Genomic DNA, 20,776 nt, shown 5'->3' on the forward strand with positions numbered 1-20,776 from the left:
AGTATTATGGCAAAGCTGGTATTGTACCTCGAACAGGATGTTATCGATATTATAAATAAAATTGCTGTGAAAAAACAGCAAACTATGTCTCAGGTTGTAGAAAATTTCTTTAAAGAGATGATTGCAAAGGGGGAGGAACCTTTTAACATCGACCCAAATTCTAATCCTGGTCATTAAGTTTCTCAAATAGCTTCAAATATCAAAGCAGAATATATTATCACCCGAAATATTAAGACTATAAACATTCGGCCATACCTGTTTTAACGGCCGAACAATTTTTAAATACATTATAACTGATATGCAAGATCAGATCAATCAATATACCGCCGAGATTGAGGCTTTCAACCCTGCTAATGCAGATGAACTGGAAGCTTTCCGGATTAAATACTTAGGTACCAAGGGGCTTATTAAAGACCTTTTTGAGCAGTTTAAAAGCGTTGGCCCGGAAGAAAAACGGGTGTTTGGTAAAGTGCTTAACCAGTTTAAGCAAATGGCCGAAGCTAAATATGCCGAACTGAAAGAAGGCTTAGACGGACAACTGACAACCGACAACCGACAACAACAAGATTTAACGCTGCCGGGTAATGGTTTTGAGGTTGGCTCACGCCACCCACTGTCATTAGTACAAAGCGAGATTGTAGATATCTTCAAACGCTTAGGTTTTATTGTTGCCGAAGGACCGGAGATTGAGGACGATTGGCATAACTTCTCTGCCCTCAACTTCCCTGATGAGCACCCTGCACGTGATATGCAGGATACTTTCTTTATCAAGAAAAACAGTGGTAAAGATGATATCGCTTTGCGTACCCACACCTCATCGGTGCAGGTACGTATGATGGAGAACGGCAAACCACCGTTCCGCGCTATTATGCCTGGTCGTGTTTACCGTAACGAGGCAATTTCTGCCCGTGCACACTGCTTTTTCCACCAGATAGAGGGTTTATACATCGACGAGAACGTATCATTTGCAGATTTAAAGCAAACGCTTTACCATTTCGTACAGGAATTATATGGCGAAGGTACAAAGGTACGTTTCCGCCCTTCATACTTCCCGTTCACCGAGCCATCTGCCGAGATGGATATTTCATGTACCATCTGTAAAGGTTCGGGCTGTAATATGTGTAAATACTCTGGATGGGTTGAAATTTTGGGTTGCGGCATGGTTGATCCTAACGTTTTAGAAAATTGTGGCATCGATAGTAAGAAATATACCGGCTTTGCGTTCGGTATGGGTGTAGAGCGTATCACTAACTTAAAATATGTGATCCGCGATCTGCGCTTATTCTCTGAGAACGATGTTCGTTTCTTAAAACAATTTAAAACAGAAATGATATGAGGTACCGTTTAGGTTTGTTGCTGATTAGTTTAATGACGTTGGTTTCGTGCGGTAAGGATAACTCTTCGGGCATTCCTAATATTTCGGTTAACTTCCAGGCTCCCCTGTCAGATCCGCGTTACAGCAAGCTGAATATTATTGGCGGTGCCGTTACCGTAAGTGGTTATGGTGTAGCAGGTTTAGTGCTTTACCATAACCCCAATGGTGCCTTCGAAGCTTTTGATCGCTGCAGCAGCTATAATCCCGGTGCCAAGTGCGCTGTTAATATCGATGATACGGGGTTTCAGGTGGTTGACCCTTGCAGCGGTTCTAAATTTTCTTTAGCCGATGGCACCCCTGTAAAGGGTCCGGCAAGCGTGTCGTTAAAATCGTACTACATTCAAGTATCTAATAATACTATATTTGTGTCTAATTGATACATGGAAGCCGATAAAATAAAAGAAAGCATTAAGCGGGCCGCGCAGGAGTTGTTCCGCAAATTCGGTTATCACAAAACCAGCGTTAACGAGATTGCCAAGCGCGCTAAAATAGCCAAAGCCACTATTTATAAGTACTTCGACAGCAAGGAAGAAATTCTTCACGCCTTGCTAATGGACTATATTAAAGTGAGTGTGGATGAACTGATTAACAGCGACAGCCACCAGATGGATGAGGAAGCGCACCTCACCAATCTTATCCTTAAAACCAGCCGCTTATCGTACACCATCTGTAACGAATTTATCGGGTGGGATTTTATCCGCGAATCAACCAACTCACAGGAGTTCCTCAAAAACCTCTCTAACGAACTCGAAGAATTACTGCTTAGCTCATTCACCAAACTAAGCGGTATGCGCAAAATGGAAAGCTACCACCAGCGCTTACGCTTTTTGATCAAGTGCAGCAAGAGCATCGTTTTCAGCTTCGCATTTACCTCGGTTAGCGATGCCGACGTACGTAAAAACTTCGTATCCTTCCAAAAAGAGATCCTTCCTTATTTGGTAAAAGCAGCCATAACAGTTTAATTTTTATTATTCCCTTGCATTAATCAATCAGATTAATTTACTTTGTAAAACAAAGTACTTTTATTCAATTCCTAAAATCTAACAATAACGTCACGAAAATGAATTTCCAATCAAAAAAGACTTCGCTGGTGCTTCTGGGCGCAACGGCTATCCTTTGTTCCAGAACATTGTTCTTCTTTTTTAATGATCCTGAAGGTCCAAATCTTGTTGTGGTTATAGGGTTGGCAATAGCTATATATCTTTTGTCCTTAGCTGCTTATACATTTTTACTTTCTAAATTTCAGGGAATTAAAAGGCTTGCAGTTGCAGTTTGTGTGCAAATATTAGCTGTTATTGTCATGTACTTTTGTATGAAGTAATTTCTGTTTATTCATTAATACATGCCGGGTGTCATGCTGAGACACTCGAAGCATGCGGGCAAGCCTTCGCCCTGTCTATCGTTAATTAATAATTCAGATGCCCCACGCACATGCTTCGAGTGCCTCAGCATGACACCTTAGTTGTAACTCGTCCTTATTCCTTCATCCCAAAATCCTTCTATCAAAAATTCAAAATACCGTTTTGGTTTTCGGTATAAAATTACTATGTTAGCATAATAAATTTTTACATCATGAGCCGAGAATTAAACGATTTTTCAGCACAGATTGATGAACAGTTCGATTTGGCGTACGCTGACACTAATAGCTTCTGGTTTCTTTTGGTATCACTCTTCTCCCGCTAATTACCACGCAGGCAGATTGGTTTTACATTTAAGGTTTTAAATAATTGGGTTAACTTTGCAACCTGATGAGAAAGACTGCGAATTATACACTGATTGAAGGCGTTACTGTAATTGATATTGCCGAAGAAGGTAAGGGCGTTGGTAAGGCCGATGATCTGGTGCTTTTTATTGAGAAAGCTGTGCCCGGCGATGTTGCCGATGTAGAGGTTTACCGCAAAAAGAAAAACTTTGGCGAAGCCCGCATTAAAACCCTTGTAAAACAATCTGAGCACCGCACCACGCCATTTTGCGAACACTTTGGCACCTGCGGCGGTTGCAAATGGCAACACATGACCTACCCTGCCCAGCTACAGTTTAAACAAAAAACCGTTGCTGATGCCTTAGGCCGTTTAGCCAAACTCGACGTAAGCGATATTATGCCGATTGTAGGCTCTCCTGAAGACAGGTATTATCGCAATAAACTGGAATATACTTTCTCTGATAAACGCTGGCTTAACGACGGTGAGAACCGCGAAAACGAAACACTGGATCTGAACGCCCTTGGCTTCCATATTCCCGGTCGCTTTGATAAAATATTAGATATTAATCATTGCTATTTACAGGCCGATCCATCGAACGAATTGCGTTTAAGTCTGCGCGATTTTGCCAAGCAAAACAACATCAGCTTTTATAATTTAAAGAACCACGAAGGTGCGCTGCGTAACCTCGTGATTCGCACCTCATCAACAGGTGAACTGATGGTGATTGTCATTTTTGCTTACCCAACTGAAGAACAGGTTAAAATGGTGATGGATTTTGTAGAGGCAAGTTTCCCCGAAATTACTTCGCTGTTATACATCATCAACCAAAAGAAAAACGATACCTTCTTTGATCAGGATGTGATCAGCTGGAAAGGTCCGCAATATATTCATGAAGGTATGGATGAAATTAAGTTCCGCATCGGGCCTAAATCATTCTATCAAACAAACGCAATTCAAGCTAAAAAACTATACGAAATAGCCCGCGATTTTGCAGGCTTTACCGGCAGCGAACTGGTTTATGATCTATATACCGGTGCAGGCACCATTGCCAACTTTGTGGCCAAGCATGTAAACAAAGTAGTTGGGGTTGAGTACGTGCCTTCGGCTATTGAAGATGCCAAGATCAATTCGCAAATTAACAACATTACCAATACCGATTTTTACGCTGGTGATATGAAAGATGTACTGGATGCCGAATTTGTGCTAACACACGGTAAGCCGGATGTTATTATCACCGACCCGCCACGTGCCGGCATGCACCCGGATGTGGTAGCCCGCCTAATGGAAATTGAAGCAGAAAAAATTGTGTACGTAAGCTGCAACCCCGCCACACAGGCACGCGATATGCTGGTACTGAAAGAAAAATACGACAGCGTTAAAATTCAACCGGTGGATATGTTTCCGCATACCCAGCACGTGGAGAATGTGATGTTGTTGCAATTGAGAAAGTAAGAAGAAAGACAAAGGATTAAGGAAAAAAGACAACAGACTCTCACCACCCGTCATGCCGTCCCGACTATTGTTGGGATCGGCACCCCACAAGACAGGTATACGGCATACCAAGCAGGTTGCTTAGCATGTGGGATCCCGAAACAAGTTCGGGATGACGGTGAAAAATAAAAACATTGATCAAATGGATCCGGAAGAATTATTAAACGAGGGTAACCAACCCCAAAAAGATAGCCCATTAGCCAGCCTTCGGGTTGATCTGAAATTATTCAGTGAATCGTTGCGTGAGGTTGCGGTCGAAATTATGGTAGAGGGACTTTCGCTTTACCCTATTTTTATTGCACACCAGCACGAGGTAAAACTGGGCGAAGAGATCTTCAATAAAGACGAGTTGAATACTGAGTGGAACATCAACGCATCTACCCTCGAAGAATTTGTAGAGCGCGGTATCATTAAAAAGGAGTTAAAACAACGTTTTATAGATACCTACAAAAGCCCTGAGGACTTTATGTGCGTGTTTGTAATTGTACCCGAGGGTGCCAATTTTGTATTTTTTCCATATTCAAAAGAATAATAGTAGTTTCGGTTTTATCTAAAATAGCTATGTCAGAAAAAAGGCTGCTTATACTCGACCCAAAGCAAATTCAGCAAAAGATAGATCGTATTGCTTACCAGATCCTCGAAGATAATTTTGAGGAACAGGAGATTGTTATTGCCGGTATTTTACCGCAAGGCAGCAATATTGCCATCAGGATAAAAAATATTTTAGATGAGATTGCCCCTTTTAAGAGCAAGCTCATCAACATCGAACTAGAAAAACATGTGAGCAGCCTGCACTTTAAACTGGATACCCCGATTGAAGAGTGTAGCAACAAAGTAATTATTTTGGTTGATGACGTAATGAACAGCGGCAAAACCCTGGCTTACGGCTTCGGCGTATTTCTGGATGTACCGCTTAAAAAACTGCGCACAGTGGTACTGGTAGATCGTAACCACAAAAGCTTCCCGGTTACTACAGATTATTCGGGCATAGCGCTATCAACGCTGTTAAATGAGCACGTAGATGTACAGCTAACCGAAACCGGCGAAGGTGATGCAGTTTGGCTGGGGTAGTTAGAAGAAAATATCGAACACTGAATATCCAATGTTGAATAATGAAGGAAACTTCGACATTGGAGATTCAGAATTCATTATTCGATATTATCCAATTATCTAACATCGAAGCATTTCACTTCGTTATTCGAAATTCAGGATTCGATGTTCGATATTATTCAATTATCCAACACCGAAGTATTTCACTTCATTATTCGAAATTCAGGATTCGATGTTCGATATTAATACATAGCTCTTATCTGGTTAGCTATTCGCCAATATCTCCTCCAATTTTTCGGCAGTAAGGCTTATGCCATCAGCTACAATACCCGATTTCAGGTAATGCACTTCCCGCTCGGCCAATTTCTCAGCAATAAAAGTAACCAGGTCATCGCCATGTTTACCGTGCAGTAAAGGCCGCTCCTCTTTGCCATGCTCCAACCTGCTGGTCAAGGCTTTGGGCGACATCTGGATATAGATCACCTTGCCATTGGCATTCATCCACTCCATGTGGTCGAAATAACAGGGCAAGCCGCCGCCAGTCGAGATAATGGTATTATCAGTAAACCCCGTCTCCTTTAATATTTTTGATTCCTCCTGTCGGAAAGCGTCTTCGCCGTGACTTACAAAGTATTTGGCAATGGTAGTGCCTTCACGCTGCTCAAAAAGCTCATCCAGGTCAACAAACTGATAGTTTAACCGTGCTGCCAACCTGCGACCTAAAGTCGATTTACCGCAGCCCATGAAGCCTACTAAAAAGATTTTCATGGCTGCTGGCGTAGGTATTGTTTAACAATATCATCATACTTAGGCAGGCTATGGTAATGCCATTTGGCAATTACAGTTCCGCCCTTCATCAGTAAAATACCGGGGTTAGAGCGTACAATGGTTTTCAACGGCACACCATCAGCATAGTAGATCTCTGAGATTAGGTGATTCTTTTTAGCAAATGCCATAGCATCCGGTGCAGAATTTGAAGTCAGTAATATGGTACGGATGTTATAATTATCCGTCAGGTTCACAGCCAGCGCATTAATACGACGGATAGCCTGCTCGTCGGTATGGCCCAGATCATACGCTACAATAACCAGATTATAAAATGGGTTACCCAACAACTCTTGTGTATAGTTAACTCCCTGTGCGTCTTGTATAGCCAAATCACGTATCTTAGGCGCGAAGCCCGCCTTCACCAAACGCGATTCGGGGTTACCTACTACCTGCCAGTTGGCATCCTTCCAAATCCCGGTTTTCATGTACTCCCTATCGGTCATGGTTTTGGTGCCGCCAGTCTGTTTGTTTTTAAGCTGATAGGTGATTTCAAACTCATCAGGCTTGGCTCCAGGTGGCGTTTTCATTTCATCCAATAAGTTAGCACCTACTTTATACGGCAGAAAATCCATCACCGGTAAAAAGTTATAAGTATATAACCCAAAACCGAATGCGAACACCACGGCAGCTACAAACAAACCATTGCTTACCGATGGGTTAAACAAAGGTTGAATGGTAGTACGTTTAGCAAATATCACCAGCACCAAAGCCAGTAACACCATATCCTTACTGAATGACTGCCAGGGCGTAAGCGGGATAGCATCACCAAAACAGCCGCAGGTTTGCACTACTTTAAAAAAGGCTGAGTAGAAAGTTAAAAAGCCGAAGAAGATAATCAACAGCAACAATCCCCATGCTACAGCGTTGGCTCGGATGCCAATCAGCAAGGCAAAGCCCAACAATATTTCCAGGGCACACAGAGTGATAGCCGCGGTTAATGCCAGCGGGTTTAAAAACATGATATGGAATACTTCGAAGTATTCCTGTAATTTATAAGAGAACCCAAGCGGGTCATTGGCCTTTATTAAACCCGAAAATATAAACAGCAAGCCCACGGCTATGCGGCAGATCCAAACTAATGCTTTCATTTTACATCCAATTTTATTAATGCAAAAACAGCATAGTTTAACATATCCTGGTAGTTGGCTTTTACACCTTCAGAAGCTTCGGTTAGGCCTTTGTTGTCTTCTATTTGTTTAACACGGAAAATCTTTTGCAATATCAGATCAGTCAGTGAGCTGATGCGCATATCGCGCCAGGCCTCGCCGTAATCGTGGTTTTTGGCAAACATCAGTTCCTGTGTTTCTTTTACCTTGGCATCAAACATGTGCTCCACGTGGTCGGGTGCCAATTCTGTCGAAGTTTCGTTACCGCATTCTAATTGCATCATGGCTATAACGCAATAATTAACAATGCCGATATACTCGCCCGTAATATCATCCCCTACTTTTGAAATCTTTTTTTCTTCGAGCGTGCGGATGCGCTGGGCTTTAATAAAAATCTGGTCGGTTATAGATGGTAGCCTTAAAATACGCCATGCAGTGCCGTAATCGCGGGTTTTTTTCATAAATAAACCCTTGCATACATTAATAACTGCGTCGTATTCTGTTGTTGTTTTACTCAAAACGGTAGTGTTAAAATTTTCTGAATTACGGTCGATGCGATTGCAAGAACATTACAGTTCCATTTTGCTCCTTTGAGAAAGGGGTCGCATTTCTTTGATTCTAAGCTATCTTAAAATATTGATTTACCTTTGCAGGCATCTATTAAAAAGCATATAAAATCATCGTGGCTAAAGATACATATTTTCGCAAAAAGACAACCCTGAATGCACGCGGAACACTCATCGACCTGAGTACACCAAAAGTAATGGGCATCATTAACCTCACCCCCGATTCTTTTTACGACCAAAGCCGCAAACCTCACGCTACCGATGCACTAATGCAGGCTGAAAAAATGTTGGCTGATGGCGCTGCGTTTTTAGACCTCGGCGCTTACTCATCGCGCCCCGGCGCTATTGATATTTCGGTACAGGAAGAAATGGATCGTTTATTACCCGCTGTTGAGGCTATTTCAGGCGCATTCCCGGAGGCTATTTTATCAATCGATACTTTCCGCGCCTCTGTTGCCGAAGCTGCCATTAAGGGCGGCGCACATATTATCAATGATATTTCGGGTGGACAACTGGATGAGCAAATGTTTGAAACCGTTGCCCGCTTGCAGGTACCCTATATCCTGATGCATACACGCGGTACCCCGCAAACCATGACGCAGCTAACTGATTACGATGATATTTTTACCGATGTATTCGACTACCTGCAGCAAAAATATGCGGAACTGAAAAAGCTTGGCGTAGAAGATGTGATCCTTGATCCGGGATTTGGTTTTGCAAAAAAGAGTGAGCAAAGCTACGAGTTGCTTAACCGTATGCATGATTTTGATATACTGGGCTTACCTATACTGGTTGGCGTTTCGCGCAAGCGGATGATCTATAACATTACCGGCGGTACTGCTACCGATGCTTTAAACGGTACTACCGTGGTAAATACCATAGCTTTAACAAAAGGCGCCAACATTTTGCGGGTACATGATGTAAAAGAAGTTGTAGAAGCTATAAAAATTTACAACATGTTACAACAATAACCTTGCTTACCAGTTACGGGTGAAGAGTGTAATAATGTCGATAGCATTTCGCCTGTCCCAATAGGGCGAACAGTACTGGATAAAATACTCCGGAGCATAAAAATATAACTGACGCGTTTTATCTGCCCTAATAAACCAGAAAGAATAGGCTGCTGCATTATCAATACCAACCTTAAATTTACGGTGCCTGCCGTTTATCACCGTATCTGCTTCTGCGCAGGTGGGATAAACATCGTCATCATCAATGGTAAGCACATTGTTGGCGAACATCCTGGAGTATAAAGAATCCGCCTCGCCTTTATACCTATCCCGAACAGGAACAGGAGGATCATATTTAGCCAGGCTACCCTGTTTGTTATGAAAGTTCATTTTTTGCCAGTGGCCGTTGTTCAGCACCAGTAAATGATATTCAGAATCATATTTCCAACCATAGTGTACCCTGAAGGCTATAATGAGATCAAATTGTTTAACGTGGTTTCGTAACAGGGTATCAACGTGGCCTACGTACCGCAGATTGGGTACAAAATCGGGGATAACGGTTTGTGAAAAAACAGTATAGCTGCATAATGACAATATCAGTAGCAGAAATATTTTTTTCATGGGCATGAAAATACGCATTGCAGCCCAAAAAATCAAGGTTTTTAATTAGTTGAGGTATTAAATACTTTACGTTGTTGTTTTAATTAATAATCGCTCCCGCAATATTCTTCGTACCGGCTTTTCAATATACAGATATACGAGGAGCACAAATAAGATGATTAAAAAACTTACCAAAATAAGTGCTAACCACCCCGGTATGTATTTAGAGAAAAAAATCAGTAAAACCGTACCTGTAATATCATGTACCAGGTATAAAGGGTAGGTGATCTCGCCCAGATAATAGTAAAAAGAAGAATTATTTTTTACTGACGCTTTTTTGAGGCATAGATAGTAAAAAAGTATAAATATGCAGCTGATGATTATACTTCCTACTACCCTGCTTTGCCCGGTAAAGTAACGAGTAGCAAGCATTGCACCAATGGCACAAACAACGGGATATAAAATATCATATTTTTTGCGGTCGTATTTTATGAAATAGAAATAACAGCCCGCGATAAAGAAATACGAATATTGGGTCAGAAAAACGTACCTAACCGCCGAGAATATTTTGAAGTAATTAAAGTATAGAGCGCCTATGTAAGTAATCAATGACAGGATTAGCCAAAGATTGAGATACTTCCTGATATATTTGAGTTGATCGAAATAAAGCAGGCCGTAAATCATGGCGTAAAAGAATATTTCTACTCGCAGTGTCCAGTACACATCACTAACCATGTGTTTGGTAAAAAAAGATCCTATCAATGTGGTATTGATCAAGAATTCGCTTACGCTTACATGATATATTGACGGCGTAAATATTTTACCCACCAGGAACGAGAAAATACATAAAGGTAAAAAAACCGGATATAGCCGTATAAACCGGGCTATAACAAATTGCTTAGGTGATTGCTTATTTGCAGTAAGCAAAATAACAAAACCACTGATCACAAAAAACAAGGATACACCCTGGTTACCATAAGCCCAAATACTATTAAAAATATTATTATTAACCAGAAGCACATGTTGGCTGTTATAAAAGCCGGCATAGTAATGAAACATCATTACAGAAAATGCTGCAATAAAACGAAGAATATCCAGTTCATGAAGCCTGTCTTTCATCAATGATTCAGGTACAAGGTATTATCAAATATATATTAAAATAACCAGGTCATTCAAAAAACCGGGCCCACTTAAAGATTAATTCAAATACTTTAAAATGCTCTCGATGTATTCGCGGTTATTAGCCAGGCGTGGCACTTTGTGCTGGCCGCCCAGTTTACCCTTCTCCTTCATCCATTTAAAAAAGGTATCGCGCGGGGCCACATGCACCAGCGGGCGGTGCAGGGCCATGTCCTTAAAGCGCTTGGCATCATAGTCTGAGTTAAGTTTACGCAGGCTTTCATCCAGCAGATCAACAAAACGTTCAAACTCTGCGGGTTTTTTCTCAAACTCGATGATCCACTCGTGGCTACCTGCCTTATTATCAGAAAAATAAACAGGGCCAGCTGTATATTCCTGTACAATGGCACCTGTTTGGCGGCAGGCTTCTTCCAGGGCACGGTCAGCATTGTCAACAATCACTTCTTCGCCAAAAGCATTAATGTAGTGCTTGGTACGCCCGGTTATCTGGATGCGGAATGGCGCCAGCGATGTAAACCGCACAGTATCGCCAATCATATATCGCCATAAACCGGCATTGGTGCTGATGATGAGCGCATAATTTTCGCCCAGCTGTACTTCATCCAATGTTAAAGTCTGCGGGTTTTCTTTACCCAGGTCTTCTACCGGCAAAAATTCGTAGAAGATGCCGTAATCCAGCATTAACAGCATTTCGCCCGGCTCTTCAAGGTCCTGTATTCCGAAGAAACCTTCTGTAGCATTATAGGTTTCGAGGTAATACATTTCACGGTCGGGGATCAGTTTTTTAAACTGTTCACGGTAAGGCGTAAAATTAACCGCACCGTGAAAGTATAATTCAAGATTGGGCCAAACTTCTAAAAGATTGTCCTTCCCCGTAATTTCTAAAATCCGTTTAAACAACAGGATGTTCCAGGTAGGTACACCGCTGATGCCTGTCATGTTAGAATCGATAGTGGCACGGGCCATTTTTTCGATCTTCTCCTCAAAATTCTCCAGCAGGGCAATATCCAGATGCGGGGTACGGTAAAACTGCGCCCAAAGCGGCAGGTTTTTCATAATCACCGCCGATAGGTCACCAAAAAAGGTATCTGCATTAAGCTGGCTTACCTGGTGGCTGCCGCCAAGCGTCAGGATCTTCCCTGTAAAAAGCTTAGAATCAGGCCGGTTATTAAAGTACATGGTAAGCATGTCTTTGCCGCCTTTAAAATGGCACTCCTCCAGCGCTTCTTCGCTTACGGGAATAAACTTGCTTCTGTCGTTAGTGGTACCCGATGATTTGGCAAACCATTTAATTTCTGAAGGCCAAAGCACATTTTGCTCGCCTTTAAGCATGCGCTCAATGTAGGGCTTCAGGGTATCATAATTTTGCAGCGGCACCCGTTCTTTAAACTCTTGTAAAGTGCTGATGCTTTTATAATGATGGGCTTTCCCCCATTCTGTATTCTCTGCTGCCGATATTAATTTTTCAAACCACTCCTCCTGCACCTCGTTAGGGTACTTCATAAAAAGCTCTATCTGGTGCATGCGTTTCTTCATGAGCCAGGTAGCAACGGAGTTAATGAGTGTCATATATAATTACTAGTCAGGCTTATAAAAAGGTCTTTCTCTTTAAAACAAAGTTTGCTCCAAGATACACTTTACGTACCATTTCGTTATTAGCTAATACCTCGGGTACGCCCGATTCCAGGATCTTGCCTTCAAACAACAAGTACGCCCTGTCGGTAATAGACAAAGTTTCCTGCACGTTGTGGTCGGTAATTAAGATGCCGATGTTGCGGTGCCTTAATTTGGCTACCATCGCCTGGATCTCTTCTACCGCAATTGGGTCAACCCCGGCAAAGGGCTCATCCAGTAAAATAAAATTAGGTTCGGCAGCCAACGCGCGTGCAATCTCGGTACGGCGGCGCTCACCCCCCGAAAGCAGGTCGCCACGGTTACGGCGTACTTTATGCAAGCTAAACTCGTCAATCAGTTCTTCCAGCTTTTCCTGCTGTTTATCTTTAGGCATAGTGCCCATTTCCAACACAGCCTTGATATTATCTTCTACCGATAACTTACGGAAAACAGAAGCCTCCTGCGCCAGGTAACCAATACCCTTTTGGGCACGGCGGTACATTGGGTCGCCGGTAATATCTTTCTCATCCAGAAATATGCGGCCCTCATTAGGTTTAATCAAACCTACAATCATGTAAAACGAAGTGGTTTTACCAGCACCGTTGGGGCCAAGCAAACCTACAATTTCGCCCTGTGCAACATCAAATGATACATCATTAACAACGGTACGTTGTTTATACTTTTTTACCAGGTGCTCTGCACGTAATATCATATCTTAAATTTAGGCCTTTTACACAAAATAGCGGCCAGGTTTATAAACGGAATTATTGTTCGCTTAATCTAATCCCTTTAATGTTTAATTGGATTGAACGCTTATCGCGCCAAACATGTTCTTCAATGCAATAACAAATATCAAAAGGCAGGCCTCTTTTTAAATCCATCAGCCAACCGGCCTGCCCAAAGGCAATGCAATCAAATATAGCCGAACCTTGCTGCATTACACACATTTTTAAATGATCGGCACCTACAACAGATGGCTGACCGTGCAAGCTTACGCCGCGCGATAAAAATACAGGCGTCATATTCTCCGGCCCGAATGGTCCATACTGGTTCAGTACACGAAAAAATTTACTGTCGATTTGATCCAGCTTTATCTCGGCATCGATCTTTATTTCCTGGATCAATTGCTCTGGGGTAATGGTCATGCCCACCACTTCTTCAAACCTATCCATAAAGGCTGGTACATTCTCGGGCGGCATGGTTAAACCTGCCGCATACTTATGGCCGCCGTATTGTGTTAACAGATCGCTACAGCCACTCAGCGCTTCGTAAAGATCGAACCCTACCACAGACCTTGCCGAGCCTGCCACGTGCCCGTTAGAGCGCGTAAGCACTACCGTTGGGCGATAGTATTTTTCGGTAAGGCGGGACGCCACAATACCGATAACCCCTTTATGCCAGGTTTCATTAAAAACCACGGTCGATTTGCGATTTATCAATACCTCATCCTGCTTAATAATACTCAAGGCTTCATCGGTAATAGAAAGATCGTGTCCCTTACGTTCGGTATTTTGAATGTTGATTAGCGCACCTTTCTCCCGTGCATCTTCAATAGAATCGGCAATTAACAAGGCAACGGCATGCTTGGCATCATCAATTCTGCCAGCAGCATTAATACGTGGACCGATGAGAAATACCACATCAGAGATATTTACTTTCTCTTTGCGGCCTGCTACCTCCATCAACACCTTCACGCCTGTACAAGGGTTGGTATTTAACTGCTGCAAGCCATAATGAGCCAGCGTACGGTTTTCGCCGGTAACGTGTACAATATCGCAGGCTATGCTAATGGCTACCAGGTCGAGGTAGCAGCTGATCTCTTCGAATGGGATGCCGTTCTTTTCGGCATAGGCCTGGATCAGCTTAAAGCCAATGCCGCAGCCGGAAAGTTCTTTGTATGGGTATTCGCAGTCACTACGTTTGGGATCGAGCACGGCTACTGCAGCCGGTAGTTCATCGCCGGGTAAGTGGTGGTCGCAGATAATAAAATCTACACCAAGGTCATTGGCATGGGCAATTTTATCAACCGATTTAATGCCGCAGTCTAAGGCTACGATCAGGTCGAAATTATTTTCGGCAGCGTAATCGATACCCTGGGTCGAAATTCCGTAACCTTCGGTATAGCGGTTAGGAATATAGTATTCGATGTTATCGGTTAGCTTTTTAAAGAAGCTGTATACGATAGCTACGGCGGTGGTTCCATCTACGTCGTAATCGCCGTAGATCATGATCTTTTCGTTGTTGGCAAGGGCAGTTTCTATCCGGTTGATGGCTTTTTCCATATCGGCCATCAGGAACGGATCGTGCAGGTGGCGGATATCGGGACGGAAAAAGAAGCGTGCCTCTTCAAAATCGGCAATACCGCGTTGCAGCAGTATAGCACTCAGTACCGGATCGATGTTTAGTTCGGACGCCAGCTTTTCTACATTTCCCTGATCCGGCATTTCGCGCACCGACCACCGTTTTTGCATATCTTTGTGTGTTTAAACCGTAATGATATAATTATCCGGTTAATTTAACAAACAAAGGTAAGGTCAAAAAAGCATATATAACACAACATGGAAGTTTTTGCATTGGGAGAAGGTTCGTATTCGGTTGATTCTACAAAAAAGTTTATCCCCTTCGACCCCGCTAAGGACGACGCCAAATCGCGCCCCGGCTCTATATTTATCCATGTTAATCCTTTTTTAATTAAAACCGAGAAAGACTTGATGGTGCTGGATACCGGTTTAGGCATGAAAGCCGAGGATGGCGAATTAATTCTCCACAAAAATATCCGCAAGCATGGTTTCGACCCGCATGATGTTACCAAGGTATTAATGTCGCATCTGCATTACGACCATGCCAGCGGTTTGGTTTATGAAGAGAACGGCCGCCTGCATCCCAGCTTCCCACAGGCAGAGCACGTGATACAACGCAGCGAGTGGGAAACTGCTTTTGCGGGTAAATCATACTCATACCGACCGGAGATATTTGAATCGCTACAACGATCTGCTGAGGTTACTTTTCTCGAAGGTTCGGGCGAATTTATGCCAGGCATTAATTACGAATTATCAGGCGGGCACTGCCCTTTTCACCAGGTTTTCTGGTTTGATATAGAAGGTAAGAAAGTGTTTTTTGGTGGAGATGAGCTGCCAGAACCTGAGCAATTATTACGCAAGTTTATTGCTAAATACGACTTTGATGGCCGTAAGGCGATGGAACTGCGCGATATTTATGGCCACAAAGCTGCTGCCGAAGGTTGGACTTGCTTATTTTACCATGCCAAGAGTATGCCTATTGGTAATGTGCAGTTATCGGCGCAGGATGCGTTTACGGTAACGCCGGTTTAGGTGAATGGTTTATTGGGTTGATTAGGTGAGTAGTTGCGATTTGTCCTAAATAAGCCCTCTATTAGTCAACTTGTCATTTCGAACCCTTGAAGGGCAGGGAATTGCAGAAGAAGGGTGAGAAATCTTATACGCTATGTCATTGAAGCATAGCGCAGAAGATTTTTTTGTTTCCACAGGGTCTCTCGTAGAGTACCCTGAGCACTTAATGCAGATCGAACTACGCATCGCAGGGTCCTTTACAAGAGACCCTGCGCGGGAAAAAAGGAGGGATGTTGCAAAGCTGATCTGCCTAAATATACCCCTTATTAAACGTTAGAAGTATTAGCACTGTCACTGCATTCCCCTAATTTAGGGGAACACTAAGCCTGTGCAATTTGCACAACCATTCATAAGGGGTAGATTTATGTCGATCAAAATATAAGTCCCTACATTATCTAAAATTCTCATTCACAAAATTCCTGGTATAGCTTCTGATCTGCTCACGCACTTCACGAAAAGCTTCCATTACCTGCTCTTCATTGCCTGTGGCCTTAGCCGGATCAGGAAAGTTATAGTGTAGCTTCACTGCCTTCGTGGGGAAATACGGGCAGCTTTCTTTGGCATTATCGCACACGGTTATTACATAATCGAAATCATTATCCATATACTCATTGATATTGTTTGAGGTATGAGCTGATATATCAATCCCGTCCCTTTTCATAATTTCAATAGCGCGTGGGTTTACCCCGTGGGTTTCTATGCCGGCGCTGTATATCTCTGCCTTATCACCAGTAAAGGCTCTCAGGTAGCCTTCGGCAATCTGGCTTCGGCAACTGTTGCCGGTACATAGTACCAATACTTTTTTCATCTTATTTATTTAAACGAATAACCATATAATGTTGATGATACAAAACTTGGCATCCCAGCCAAATATGAGCTGCAATACCAGTACCGATGAGGTAATTATAACCGGCTTTTTGTATCTGATTAGCTTTGCCCGCATTTAACAACAACCTGAACCCGGTGTACAAGAACTACTGTTTGCGGCCAGGTTTACTAAAGCCACTTTAGGCTTAGCCTCAGCGGTAGCAGGCGCACAACACTCTTCACCCTTATCATTGGTGCCGCAACTGCCTCCCCTGCTTATGGCTTTGCATTGTGTAAAATCGGGATTGAGATCGATGATCAGGTTTTCACCATCAACAATCACATCACCAGGGTACATCTGGCGGGTATCAAATTGCGAATTCCCAAATTCTATCTTTACCGTTGCCAATGGATTTAAGGGCAGTGCTTTTTCTACCAGCTGGATGATCGACAATGCTTTATTAACCTGCATAGCACGGCTACCATCACTCTCGGCAGGTTCCCATAGTTGTACGATGATCTCGGTCCAGCTATTCATTTTACCGCCGCAATCTACCGAGGTAATTGGCGCCTGCTTAATCTCGGTGATATGATACGAAGCATCTACCCAGGTATCAGATGCGTATTGAAATTGTAATGTAAGCCCCGGGTGTTGCAGTAGCTTTTCTTTAAAAGTCTGCCAGTTCATTAATTCGCCTGTATTCATAGTCTTTTATTTATTGCAATATTACGATTGATTTAATCAAAAAATTTTAACAACAGCCTGTTTCGCCTTTATACGATCCGAAGAATTCGCCTAACTGTGCCTGCAACAGCTTCCATGTTCTAGGTTCTATACAGTAACAGACTTTTACGCCTTCAATTGTGCCTTGTATAATGCCTGCGTTCTTCAACTCTTTTAAGTGTTGTGAGATGGTTGCCTGCGCCAGGCCGAGCTCTTCTACCAAATCCCCACAAATACAGGCATTGGCTGCAATAATATGCTGCAGAATGGCAATGCGGGCCGGATGGGCAATAGCCTTCAGCAACAAGGCCAGCCTATTTTGCTCGTCAGAGAATATTTCTGTTTTGGTAGCTCCCATTGTATCGCAATATTACGATTAATAAATTATTAAACAAAAAAACCTCAATAAATATTGAGGTACTATATTTTATGCAGTTTAGCTGTGTTTATTAAGCGTGCTTTTCTGCTTCGAACAGCTCGCGGATCTTATCGATGTTCAACGGCTTCGAAATAAAATCTTTTACCAGGCTATATGATTTTGCCTTATTAATATCGTTGCTGAATACCGATGAAGAGATGATAAAGATCTTCGATTTACCTTCAGGATCAATGTTTAATCTTTTGTACTCATCCAAAAACTCCCAGCCGTTCATTAAGGGCATATTAATGTCAAGCAGGATATAATCTGGTAGATTATCTGCTCCACTTGCCTGCATCTTCAGCAGTTCATCAATAGCAAACTTCCCATTAAGGCAAGCCTTTATTTCGCTGCTGACTAATGCCTTCTTAATCAGTTTAATAGAGATAAAGTTGTTTATCTCATCATCGTCAACAAGCAAAATACTAACGGAACGGGGATTATTACTCATATAGATGTTTATACGCCAATAGCAAATAAAAGGTTTTATTATCAAATGTGATAAATAAAAAACCCGGAACAAATTTTTATTCCGGGTTTTTGCATAAAATCTTATTTTTTAGCTAATTATTTTTGAGCTACAAGGGTAATGTCTAAGATGAAGTTGTCTTCAATAGCTTTGTCACCAATGCTTTCGAAGAAGCTTTTAGAACCGTATTTAACATTGTATTTAGCACGGTCGATAGCTACACCTTTAGCAGTTGCAGTTAAAGTGTTACCGCTGATAGTATAATTAACAGGGAAAGTTACCGGGTTAGTTGTGCCTTTGATAGTTAAGTTACCGGTTACGTTTGCAACACCGTTACCAGCAGGGGTAATTTTAGTAGCTACAAATGTTGCAGTTGGATATTTATCTACACCAAAGAAATCGTCAGATTTTAAGTGGCCAACCAGTTTTGCATTGTAATCAGCGTCAGTTAAGTCGGTGTTAGCAATGGTTTTCATATCGATAGTAAAAGTACCGCTTACTGGTGCTTTACCATTGGTTACAACGTTACCGTCTGATACTTTGATGGTACCGTGATGCTCGCCACCGATTTTTTTACCTGTCCACTCGATTTTGCTTTTTTGAGTGTCTACTTTATAAGTTTCGTTTTTAGCTGCTGTAAAAGCAAACATGCTTGTTACTACTAAGGCTGCAGCGATTGATTTAAGTGCTTTCATTTTTTCTTCTGTTTCAAAATTGTGACACAAAGGTAATTCAAAAAATAGATGTTACAACATGTATTATTATTTTTTGCTTTTTGCTGACAATTGGCCGGAAGATTGGTTATTACCAGGGAGAAAAATACTTATGAGAAAGATACTGGTATTACTGATATTAAATTGCGGTGTTTATTTTGCACACGCGCAACCCAAAACACCTGCACAATTATACGGCGAATTATTTAATGCCGTGCAAATGCAGAAAATATATCCTGACGGCAAAACCTTCCCCGATGCCTCACCGCGCCGGGCACCCGAAAAGATCATGAAGGATTATATGGCTCAAAAGGATAAGCCTGACTTTAACCTTGATGCCTTTGTAAAGCAAAATTTCAATGCACCTGCTACCAACAGCACACCTTTTAAAAGCGACGTTAACGCTGGCATTCGCAAACATATAGATACGCTGTGGACTGTTTTGCAGCGCGTAGCCGACACCGTTAAAGGAACTTCATTAATCCCCCTGCCCCACTCGTATGTGGTACCTGGCGGGCGTTTCCGTGAAGTTTATTACTGGGACTCATACTTTACCATGCTGGGATTGGCACAAAGCCATCGGTACAAGGTAGTTGAAGATGAGGTTAAAAACTTCGCTTACTTAATTGATACTTACGGGCACATCCCTAACGGTAACCGTACTTATTACCTCAGCCGTTCTCAACCTCCGTTTTTTGCGTTAATGGTGGAATTGCTGGCAAAAATTAAAGACCAGAAAGCACTGGTTACTTATCAGCCCGAATTATTAAAAGAATACCAATATTTTATGCATGGAGGCGATGCATTAAAACCCGGCAATGCAACCGAGCACATTGTACGCCTCGATGATGGCAGCTTACTTAACCGTTACTACGATGCAAGCGATCAACCCCGTGAGGAATCTTATCGTGAAGATGTACTGGAATCTAAAAAAAGCGAGCAGAAACCGGCCGACCTTTACCGTAACATGCGTGCAGCGGCCGAGTCGGGCTGGGATTTTAGCAGCAGGTGGCTGGCCGATGGAAAGAACCTGTACACTATTCAAACTACCAATTTAGTCCCTGTTGATTTAAACTGTTTGATGTACCACCTCGAAACTGTAATTGCCAAATCGTACCAGTTAAAGGGTAATAAAAAGTCGGCTGCACTATATATGGCTAAAGCTTATAAACGTAAGGCTGCGCTTAACAAATACTGTTGGGATAACACCACAAATTGTTATGTAGATTATAACTGGAAACGCAAAGCCCAATCACCATTAATTAATATTTCGACTACTTTCCCGCTGTATTTTGCTATGGCAGATATGGATCAGGCACTAAAAGTTACAGCGCTGGTCAATAATAAATTTTTGCAGGCAGGCGGCGTGTCAACAACTCTCCTTAAAACCGGCCAGCAATGGGACCGACCAAATGGCTGGGCGCCTTTACAGTACATTACCATTATGGGCTTAAAGAATTATCACCAGGATAGCCTCGCCAATGTTATTGCCCTGCGATGGATCAAGGTAAACACTACCGGCTTTAAACAAACTGGCAAACTATTGGAGAAATATGATCTGGAAAGCCACGGTGCTATTGCCGGCGGCGGAGAGTATCCGTTACAAGATGGCTTCGGCTGGACTAATGGCGTTTTGCTGAAGCTGATGAATGATTATGGGGTGGAGGGAGAAAAAAGATAAAGTCTTGAATCAGAATTTACTGAATTAAGGAATTAACAGAATGTAGGTTATTGAAATAGGTACGCAGGCATTCCGAAAATTCTATAATTCAGTAAATTCTGGTTCAAAAACAAAAAGCCGGAATGCTTTTAACATTCCGGCAATTCCTGAATTCTATAAATTCTGGTTCA

General features: G+C 42.4%; 24 protein-coding genes. 11 read left to right on the forward strand and 13 right to left on the reverse strand.

Annotated elements, in window-relative coordinates; translation table 11 throughout:
* Positions 1-6 precede the first annotated feature (6 nt).
* The 8 genes from PQO05_RS23515 (at position 7) to PQO05_RS23550 (ending at position 5,640) form a co-directional block, all read left to right on the forward strand.
* Positions 7-177 carry a DUF6364 family protein gene (locus PQO05_RS23515; protein WP_273629891.1) on the forward strand — a complete coding sequence of 57 codons (171 nt, stop codon included), beginning with the start codon at positions 7-9 and terminating at the stop codon, positions 175-177.
* Between the two features lie 121 nt (positions 178-298).
* Positions 299-1,336 (forward strand): phenylalanine--tRNA ligase subunit alpha, encoded by a 1,038-nt coding sequence (pheS, locus tag PQO05_RS23520; RefSeq protein WP_273629892.1) that lies wholly within the window; start codon positions 299-301, stop codon positions 1,334-1,336.
* Positions 1,333-1,752, forward strand: coding sequence for a Rieske (2Fe-2S) protein (locus PQO05_RS23525; RefSeq protein WP_273629893.1), 420 nt, complete (start codon positions 1,333-1,335; stop codon positions 1,750-1,752). Before pheS ends, PQO05_RS23525 begins: the two co-directional genes overlap by 4 nt.
* A 3-nt stretch (positions 1,753-1,755) precedes the next feature.
* The gene (locus tag PQO05_RS23530; protein ID WP_174314413.1) at positions 1,756-2,337 is read left to right on the forward strand and encodes a TetR/AcrR family transcriptional regulator; all 582 of its coding nucleotides are present in this window, start codon (positions 1,756-1,758) and stop codon (positions 2,335-2,337) included.
* A 98-nt stretch (positions 2,338-2,435) separates the two neighbouring features.
* Positions 2,436-2,696, forward strand: a complete 261-nt coding sequence (locus PQO05_RS23535) for a hypothetical protein (RefSeq protein ID WP_273629894.1) — start codon at positions 2,436-2,438, stop codon at positions 2,694-2,696.
* Between the two features lie 427 nt (positions 2,697-3,123).
* Entirely contained in the window at positions 3,124-4,530 is a 1,407-nt protein-coding gene (gene rlmD / locus PQO05_RS23540; protein ID WP_273629895.1) for a 23S rRNA (uracil(1939)-C(5))-methyltransferase RlmD, read from the forward strand.
* 181 nt (positions 4,531-4,711) lie between these two features.
* Positions 4,712-5,101 (forward strand): hypothetical protein, encoded by a 390-nt coding sequence (locus tag PQO05_RS23545; protein WP_273629896.1) that lies wholly within the window; start codon positions 4,712-4,714, stop codon positions 5,099-5,101.
* A 29-nt stretch (positions 5,102-5,130) separates the two neighbouring features.
* On the forward strand, positions 5,131-5,640 hold the full coding sequence (locus PQO05_RS23550) for a phosphoribosyltransferase family protein (protein WP_273629897.1): 510 nt from the start codon (positions 5,131-5,133) through the stop codon (positions 5,638-5,640).
* A 243-nt stretch (positions 5,641-5,883) separates the two neighbouring features.
* On the opposite strand, the gene PQO05_RS23555 is transcribed toward PQO05_RS23550, so the two are convergent.
* Genes PQO05_RS23555 through PQO05_RS23565 form a run of 3 tightly spaced genes read right to left on the reverse strand, consistent with a single transcriptional unit; the run spans position 5,884 to position 8,014 of the window.
* A complete protein-coding gene (locus PQO05_RS23555) occupies positions 5,884-6,387 on the reverse strand; it encodes a shikimate kinase (protein ID WP_273629898.1) in 504 nt (167 codons plus the stop codon).
* Entirely contained in the window at positions 6,384-7,535 is a 1,152-nt protein-coding gene (locus tag PQO05_RS23560) for a BT_3928 family protein (protein ID WP_273629899.1), read from the reverse strand. The genes PQO05_RS23555 and PQO05_RS23560 overlap by 4 nt, the downstream gene beginning before the upstream one ends.
* Complete coding sequence (locus tag PQO05_RS23565) at positions 7,532-8,014, reverse strand: DUF1599 domain-containing protein (RefSeq protein ID WP_273629900.1); 483 nt, start codon at positions 8,012-8,014, stop codon at positions 7,532-7,534. The genes PQO05_RS23560 and PQO05_RS23565 overlap by 4 nt, the downstream gene beginning before the upstream one ends.
* Before the next feature lie 221 nt (positions 8,015-8,235).
* Here PQO05_RS23565 and folP point away from each other — a divergent pair, with 221 nt between their 5' ends.
* Positions 8,236-9,090: a dihydropteroate synthase gene (gene folP, locus PQO05_RS23570; RefSeq protein WP_273629901.1), complete on the forward strand. Its 855-nt coding sequence runs from the start codon at positions 8,236-8,238 to the stop codon at positions 9,088-9,090.
* Positions 9,091-9,096: 6 nt separating this feature from the next.
* Here folP and PQO05_RS23575 read toward each other — a convergent pair whose 3' ends face one another.
* From PQO05_RS23575 to recJ, 5 genes are all read right to left on the reverse strand, one after another.
* Complete coding sequence (locus PQO05_RS23575; protein WP_273629902.1) at positions 9,097-9,690, reverse strand: hypothetical protein; 594 nt, start codon at positions 9,688-9,690, stop codon at positions 9,097-9,099.
* A gap of 66 nt (positions 9,691-9,756) precedes the next feature.
* Positions 9,757-10,788: an acyltransferase family protein gene (locus tag PQO05_RS23580; RefSeq protein WP_273629903.1), complete on the reverse strand. Its 1,032-nt coding sequence runs from the start codon at positions 10,786-10,788 to the stop codon at positions 9,757-9,759.
* A 78-nt stretch (positions 10,789-10,866) separates the two neighbouring features.
* Positions 10,867-12,378 (reverse strand): GH3 auxin-responsive promoter family protein, encoded by a 1,512-nt coding sequence (locus PQO05_RS23585; protein WP_273629904.1) that lies wholly within the window; start codon positions 12,376-12,378, stop codon positions 10,867-10,869.
* A gap of 19 nt (positions 12,379-12,397) precedes the next feature.
* Positions 12,398-13,135 (reverse strand): LPS export ABC transporter ATP-binding protein, encoded by a 738-nt coding sequence (gene lptB / locus PQO05_RS23590; RefSeq protein WP_273629905.1) that lies wholly within the window; start codon positions 13,133-13,135, stop codon positions 12,398-12,400.
* A 52-nt stretch (positions 13,136-13,187) separates the two neighbouring features.
* Positions 13,188-14,894, reverse strand: coding sequence for a single-stranded-DNA-specific exonuclease RecJ (gene recJ / locus PQO05_RS23595; protein WP_273629906.1), 1,707 nt, complete (start codon positions 14,892-14,894; stop codon positions 13,188-13,190).
* Positions 14,895-14,981: 87 nt separating this feature from the next.
* On the opposite strand from recJ, the gene PQO05_RS23600 reads away from it, so the two are divergent.
* Complete coding sequence (locus tag PQO05_RS23600; RefSeq protein ID WP_273629907.1) at positions 14,982-15,755, forward strand: MBL fold metallo-hydrolase; 774 nt, start codon at positions 14,982-14,984, stop codon at positions 15,753-15,755.
* A 430-nt stretch (positions 15,756-16,185) separates the two neighbouring features.
* On the opposite strand, the gene PQO05_RS23605 is transcribed toward PQO05_RS23600, so the two are convergent.
* From PQO05_RS23605 to PQO05_RS23625, 5 genes are all read right to left on the reverse strand, one after another.
* On the reverse strand, positions 16,186-16,602 hold the full coding sequence (locus PQO05_RS23605) for an arsenate reductase ArsC (protein ID WP_273629908.1): 417 nt from the start codon (positions 16,600-16,602) through the stop codon (positions 16,186-16,188).
* Positions 16,603-16,737: 135 nt separating this feature from the next.
* Complete coding sequence (locus PQO05_RS23610; protein ID WP_273629909.1) at positions 16,738-17,307, reverse strand: DUF6428 family protein; 570 nt, start codon at positions 17,305-17,307, stop codon at positions 16,738-16,740.
* A gap of 46 nt (positions 17,308-17,353) precedes the next feature.
* A complete protein-coding gene (locus PQO05_RS23615) occupies positions 17,354-17,683 on the reverse strand; it encodes an ArsR/SmtB family transcription factor (RefSeq protein WP_273629910.1) in 330 nt (109 codons plus the stop codon).
* Between the two features lie 91 nt (positions 17,684-17,774).
* Positions 17,775-18,194: a response regulator gene (locus PQO05_RS23620; protein WP_273629912.1), complete on the reverse strand. Its 420-nt coding sequence runs from the start codon at positions 18,192-18,194 to the stop codon at positions 17,775-17,777.
* A gap of 116 nt (positions 18,195-18,310) precedes the next feature.
* A complete protein-coding gene (locus PQO05_RS23625; protein WP_273629913.1) occupies positions 18,311-18,907 on the reverse strand; it encodes a YceI family protein in 597 nt (198 codons plus the stop codon).
* Positions 18,908-19,037: 130 nt separating this feature from the next.
* Between PQO05_RS23625 and treF the strand changes: the two genes are divergently transcribed.
* Entirely contained in the window at positions 19,038-20,606 is a 1,569-nt protein-coding gene (treF, locus tag PQO05_RS23630) for an alpha,alpha-trehalase TreF (RefSeq protein WP_273629914.1), read from the forward strand.
* Positions 20,607-20,776: the final 170 nt, after the last annotated feature.

Source organism: Mucilaginibacter jinjuensis (assembly GCF_028596025.1).
GTDB classification, from domain to species: domain Bacteria; phylum Bacteroidota; class Bacteroidia; order Sphingobacteriales; family Sphingobacteriaceae; genus Mucilaginibacter; species Mucilaginibacter jinjuensis.

Coding starts and splice junctions, on each gene's coding strand:
- PQO05_RS23515 (WP_273629891.1), top strand. CDS start 7: ATGGCAAAGCTGGTATTGTACCTCGAACAGGATGTTATCGATATTATA.
- pheS (WP_273629892.1), top strand. CDS start 299: ATGCAAGATCAGATCAATCAATATACCGCCGAGATTGAGGCTTTCAAC.
- PQO05_RS23525 (WP_273629893.1), top strand. CDS start 1,333: ATGAGGTACCGTTTAGGTTTGTTGCTGATTAGTTTAATGACGTTGGTT.
- PQO05_RS23530 (WP_174314413.1), top strand. CDS start 1,756: ATGGAAGCCGATAAAATAAAAGAAAGCATTAAGCGGGCCGCGCAGGAG.
- PQO05_RS23535 (WP_273629894.1), top strand. CDS start 2,436: ATGAATTTCCAATCAAAAAAGACTTCGCTGGTGCTTCTGGGCGCAACG.
- rlmD (WP_273629895.1), top strand. CDS start 3,124: ATGAGAAAGACTGCGAATTATACACTGATTGAAGGCGTTACTGTAATT.
- PQO05_RS23545 (WP_273629896.1), top strand. CDS start 4,712: ATGGATCCGGAAGAATTATTAAACGAGGGTAACCAACCCCAAAAAGAT.
- PQO05_RS23550 (WP_273629897.1), top strand. CDS start 5,131: ATGTCAGAAAAAAGGCTGCTTATACTCGACCCAAAGCAAATTCAGCAA.
- PQO05_RS23555 (WP_273629898.1), bottom strand. CDS start 6,387: ATGAAAATCTTTTTAGTAGGCTTCATGGGCTGCGGTAAATCGACTTTA.
- PQO05_RS23560 (WP_273629899.1), bottom strand. CDS start 7,535: ATGAAAGCATTAGTTTGGATCTGCCGCATAGCCGTGGGCTTGCTGTTT.
- PQO05_RS23565 (WP_273629900.1), bottom strand. CDS start 8,014: ATGAAAAAAACCCGCGATTACGGCACTGCATGGCGTATTTTAAGGCTA.
- PQO05_RS23575 (WP_273629902.1), bottom strand. CDS start 9,690: ATGAAAAAAATATTTCTGCTACTGATATTGTCATTATGCAGCTATACT.
- PQO05_RS23580 (WP_273629903.1), bottom strand. CDS start 10,788: ATGAAAGACAGGCTTCATGAACTGGATATTCTTCGTTTTATTGCAGCA.
- PQO05_RS23585 (WP_273629904.1), bottom strand. CDS start 12,378: ATGACACTCATTAACTCCGTTGCTACCTGGCTCATGAAGAAACGCATG.
- lptB (WP_273629905.1), bottom strand. CDS start 13,135: ATGATATTACGTGCAGAGCACCTGGTAAAAAAGTATAAACAACGTACC.
- recJ (WP_273629906.1), bottom strand. CDS start 14,894: ATGCAAAAACGGTGGTCGGTGCGCGAAATGCCGGATCAGGGAAATGTA.
- PQO05_RS23600 (WP_273629907.1), top strand. CDS start 14,982: ATGGAAGTTTTTGCATTGGGAGAAGGTTCGTATTCGGTTGATTCTACA.
- PQO05_RS23605 (WP_273629908.1), bottom strand. CDS start 16,602: ATGAAAAAAGTATTGGTACTATGTACCGGCAACAGTTGCCGAAGCCAG.
- PQO05_RS23610 (WP_273629909.1), bottom strand. CDS start 17,307: ATGAATACAGGCGAATTAATGAACTGGCAGACTTTTAAAGAAAAGCTA.
- PQO05_RS23615 (WP_273629910.1), bottom strand. CDS start 17,683: ATGGGAGCTACCAAAACAGAAATATTCTCTGACGAGCAAAATAGGCTG.
- PQO05_RS23620 (WP_273629912.1), bottom strand. CDS start 18,194: ATGAGTAATAATCCCCGTTCCGTTAGTATTTTGCTTGTTGACGATGAT.
- PQO05_RS23625 (WP_273629913.1), bottom strand. CDS start 18,907: ATGAAAGCACTTAAATCAATCGCTGCAGCCTTAGTAGTAACAAGCATG.
- treF (WP_273629914.1), top strand. CDS start 19,038: ATGAGAAAGATACTGGTATTACTGATATTAAATTGCGGTGTTTATTTT.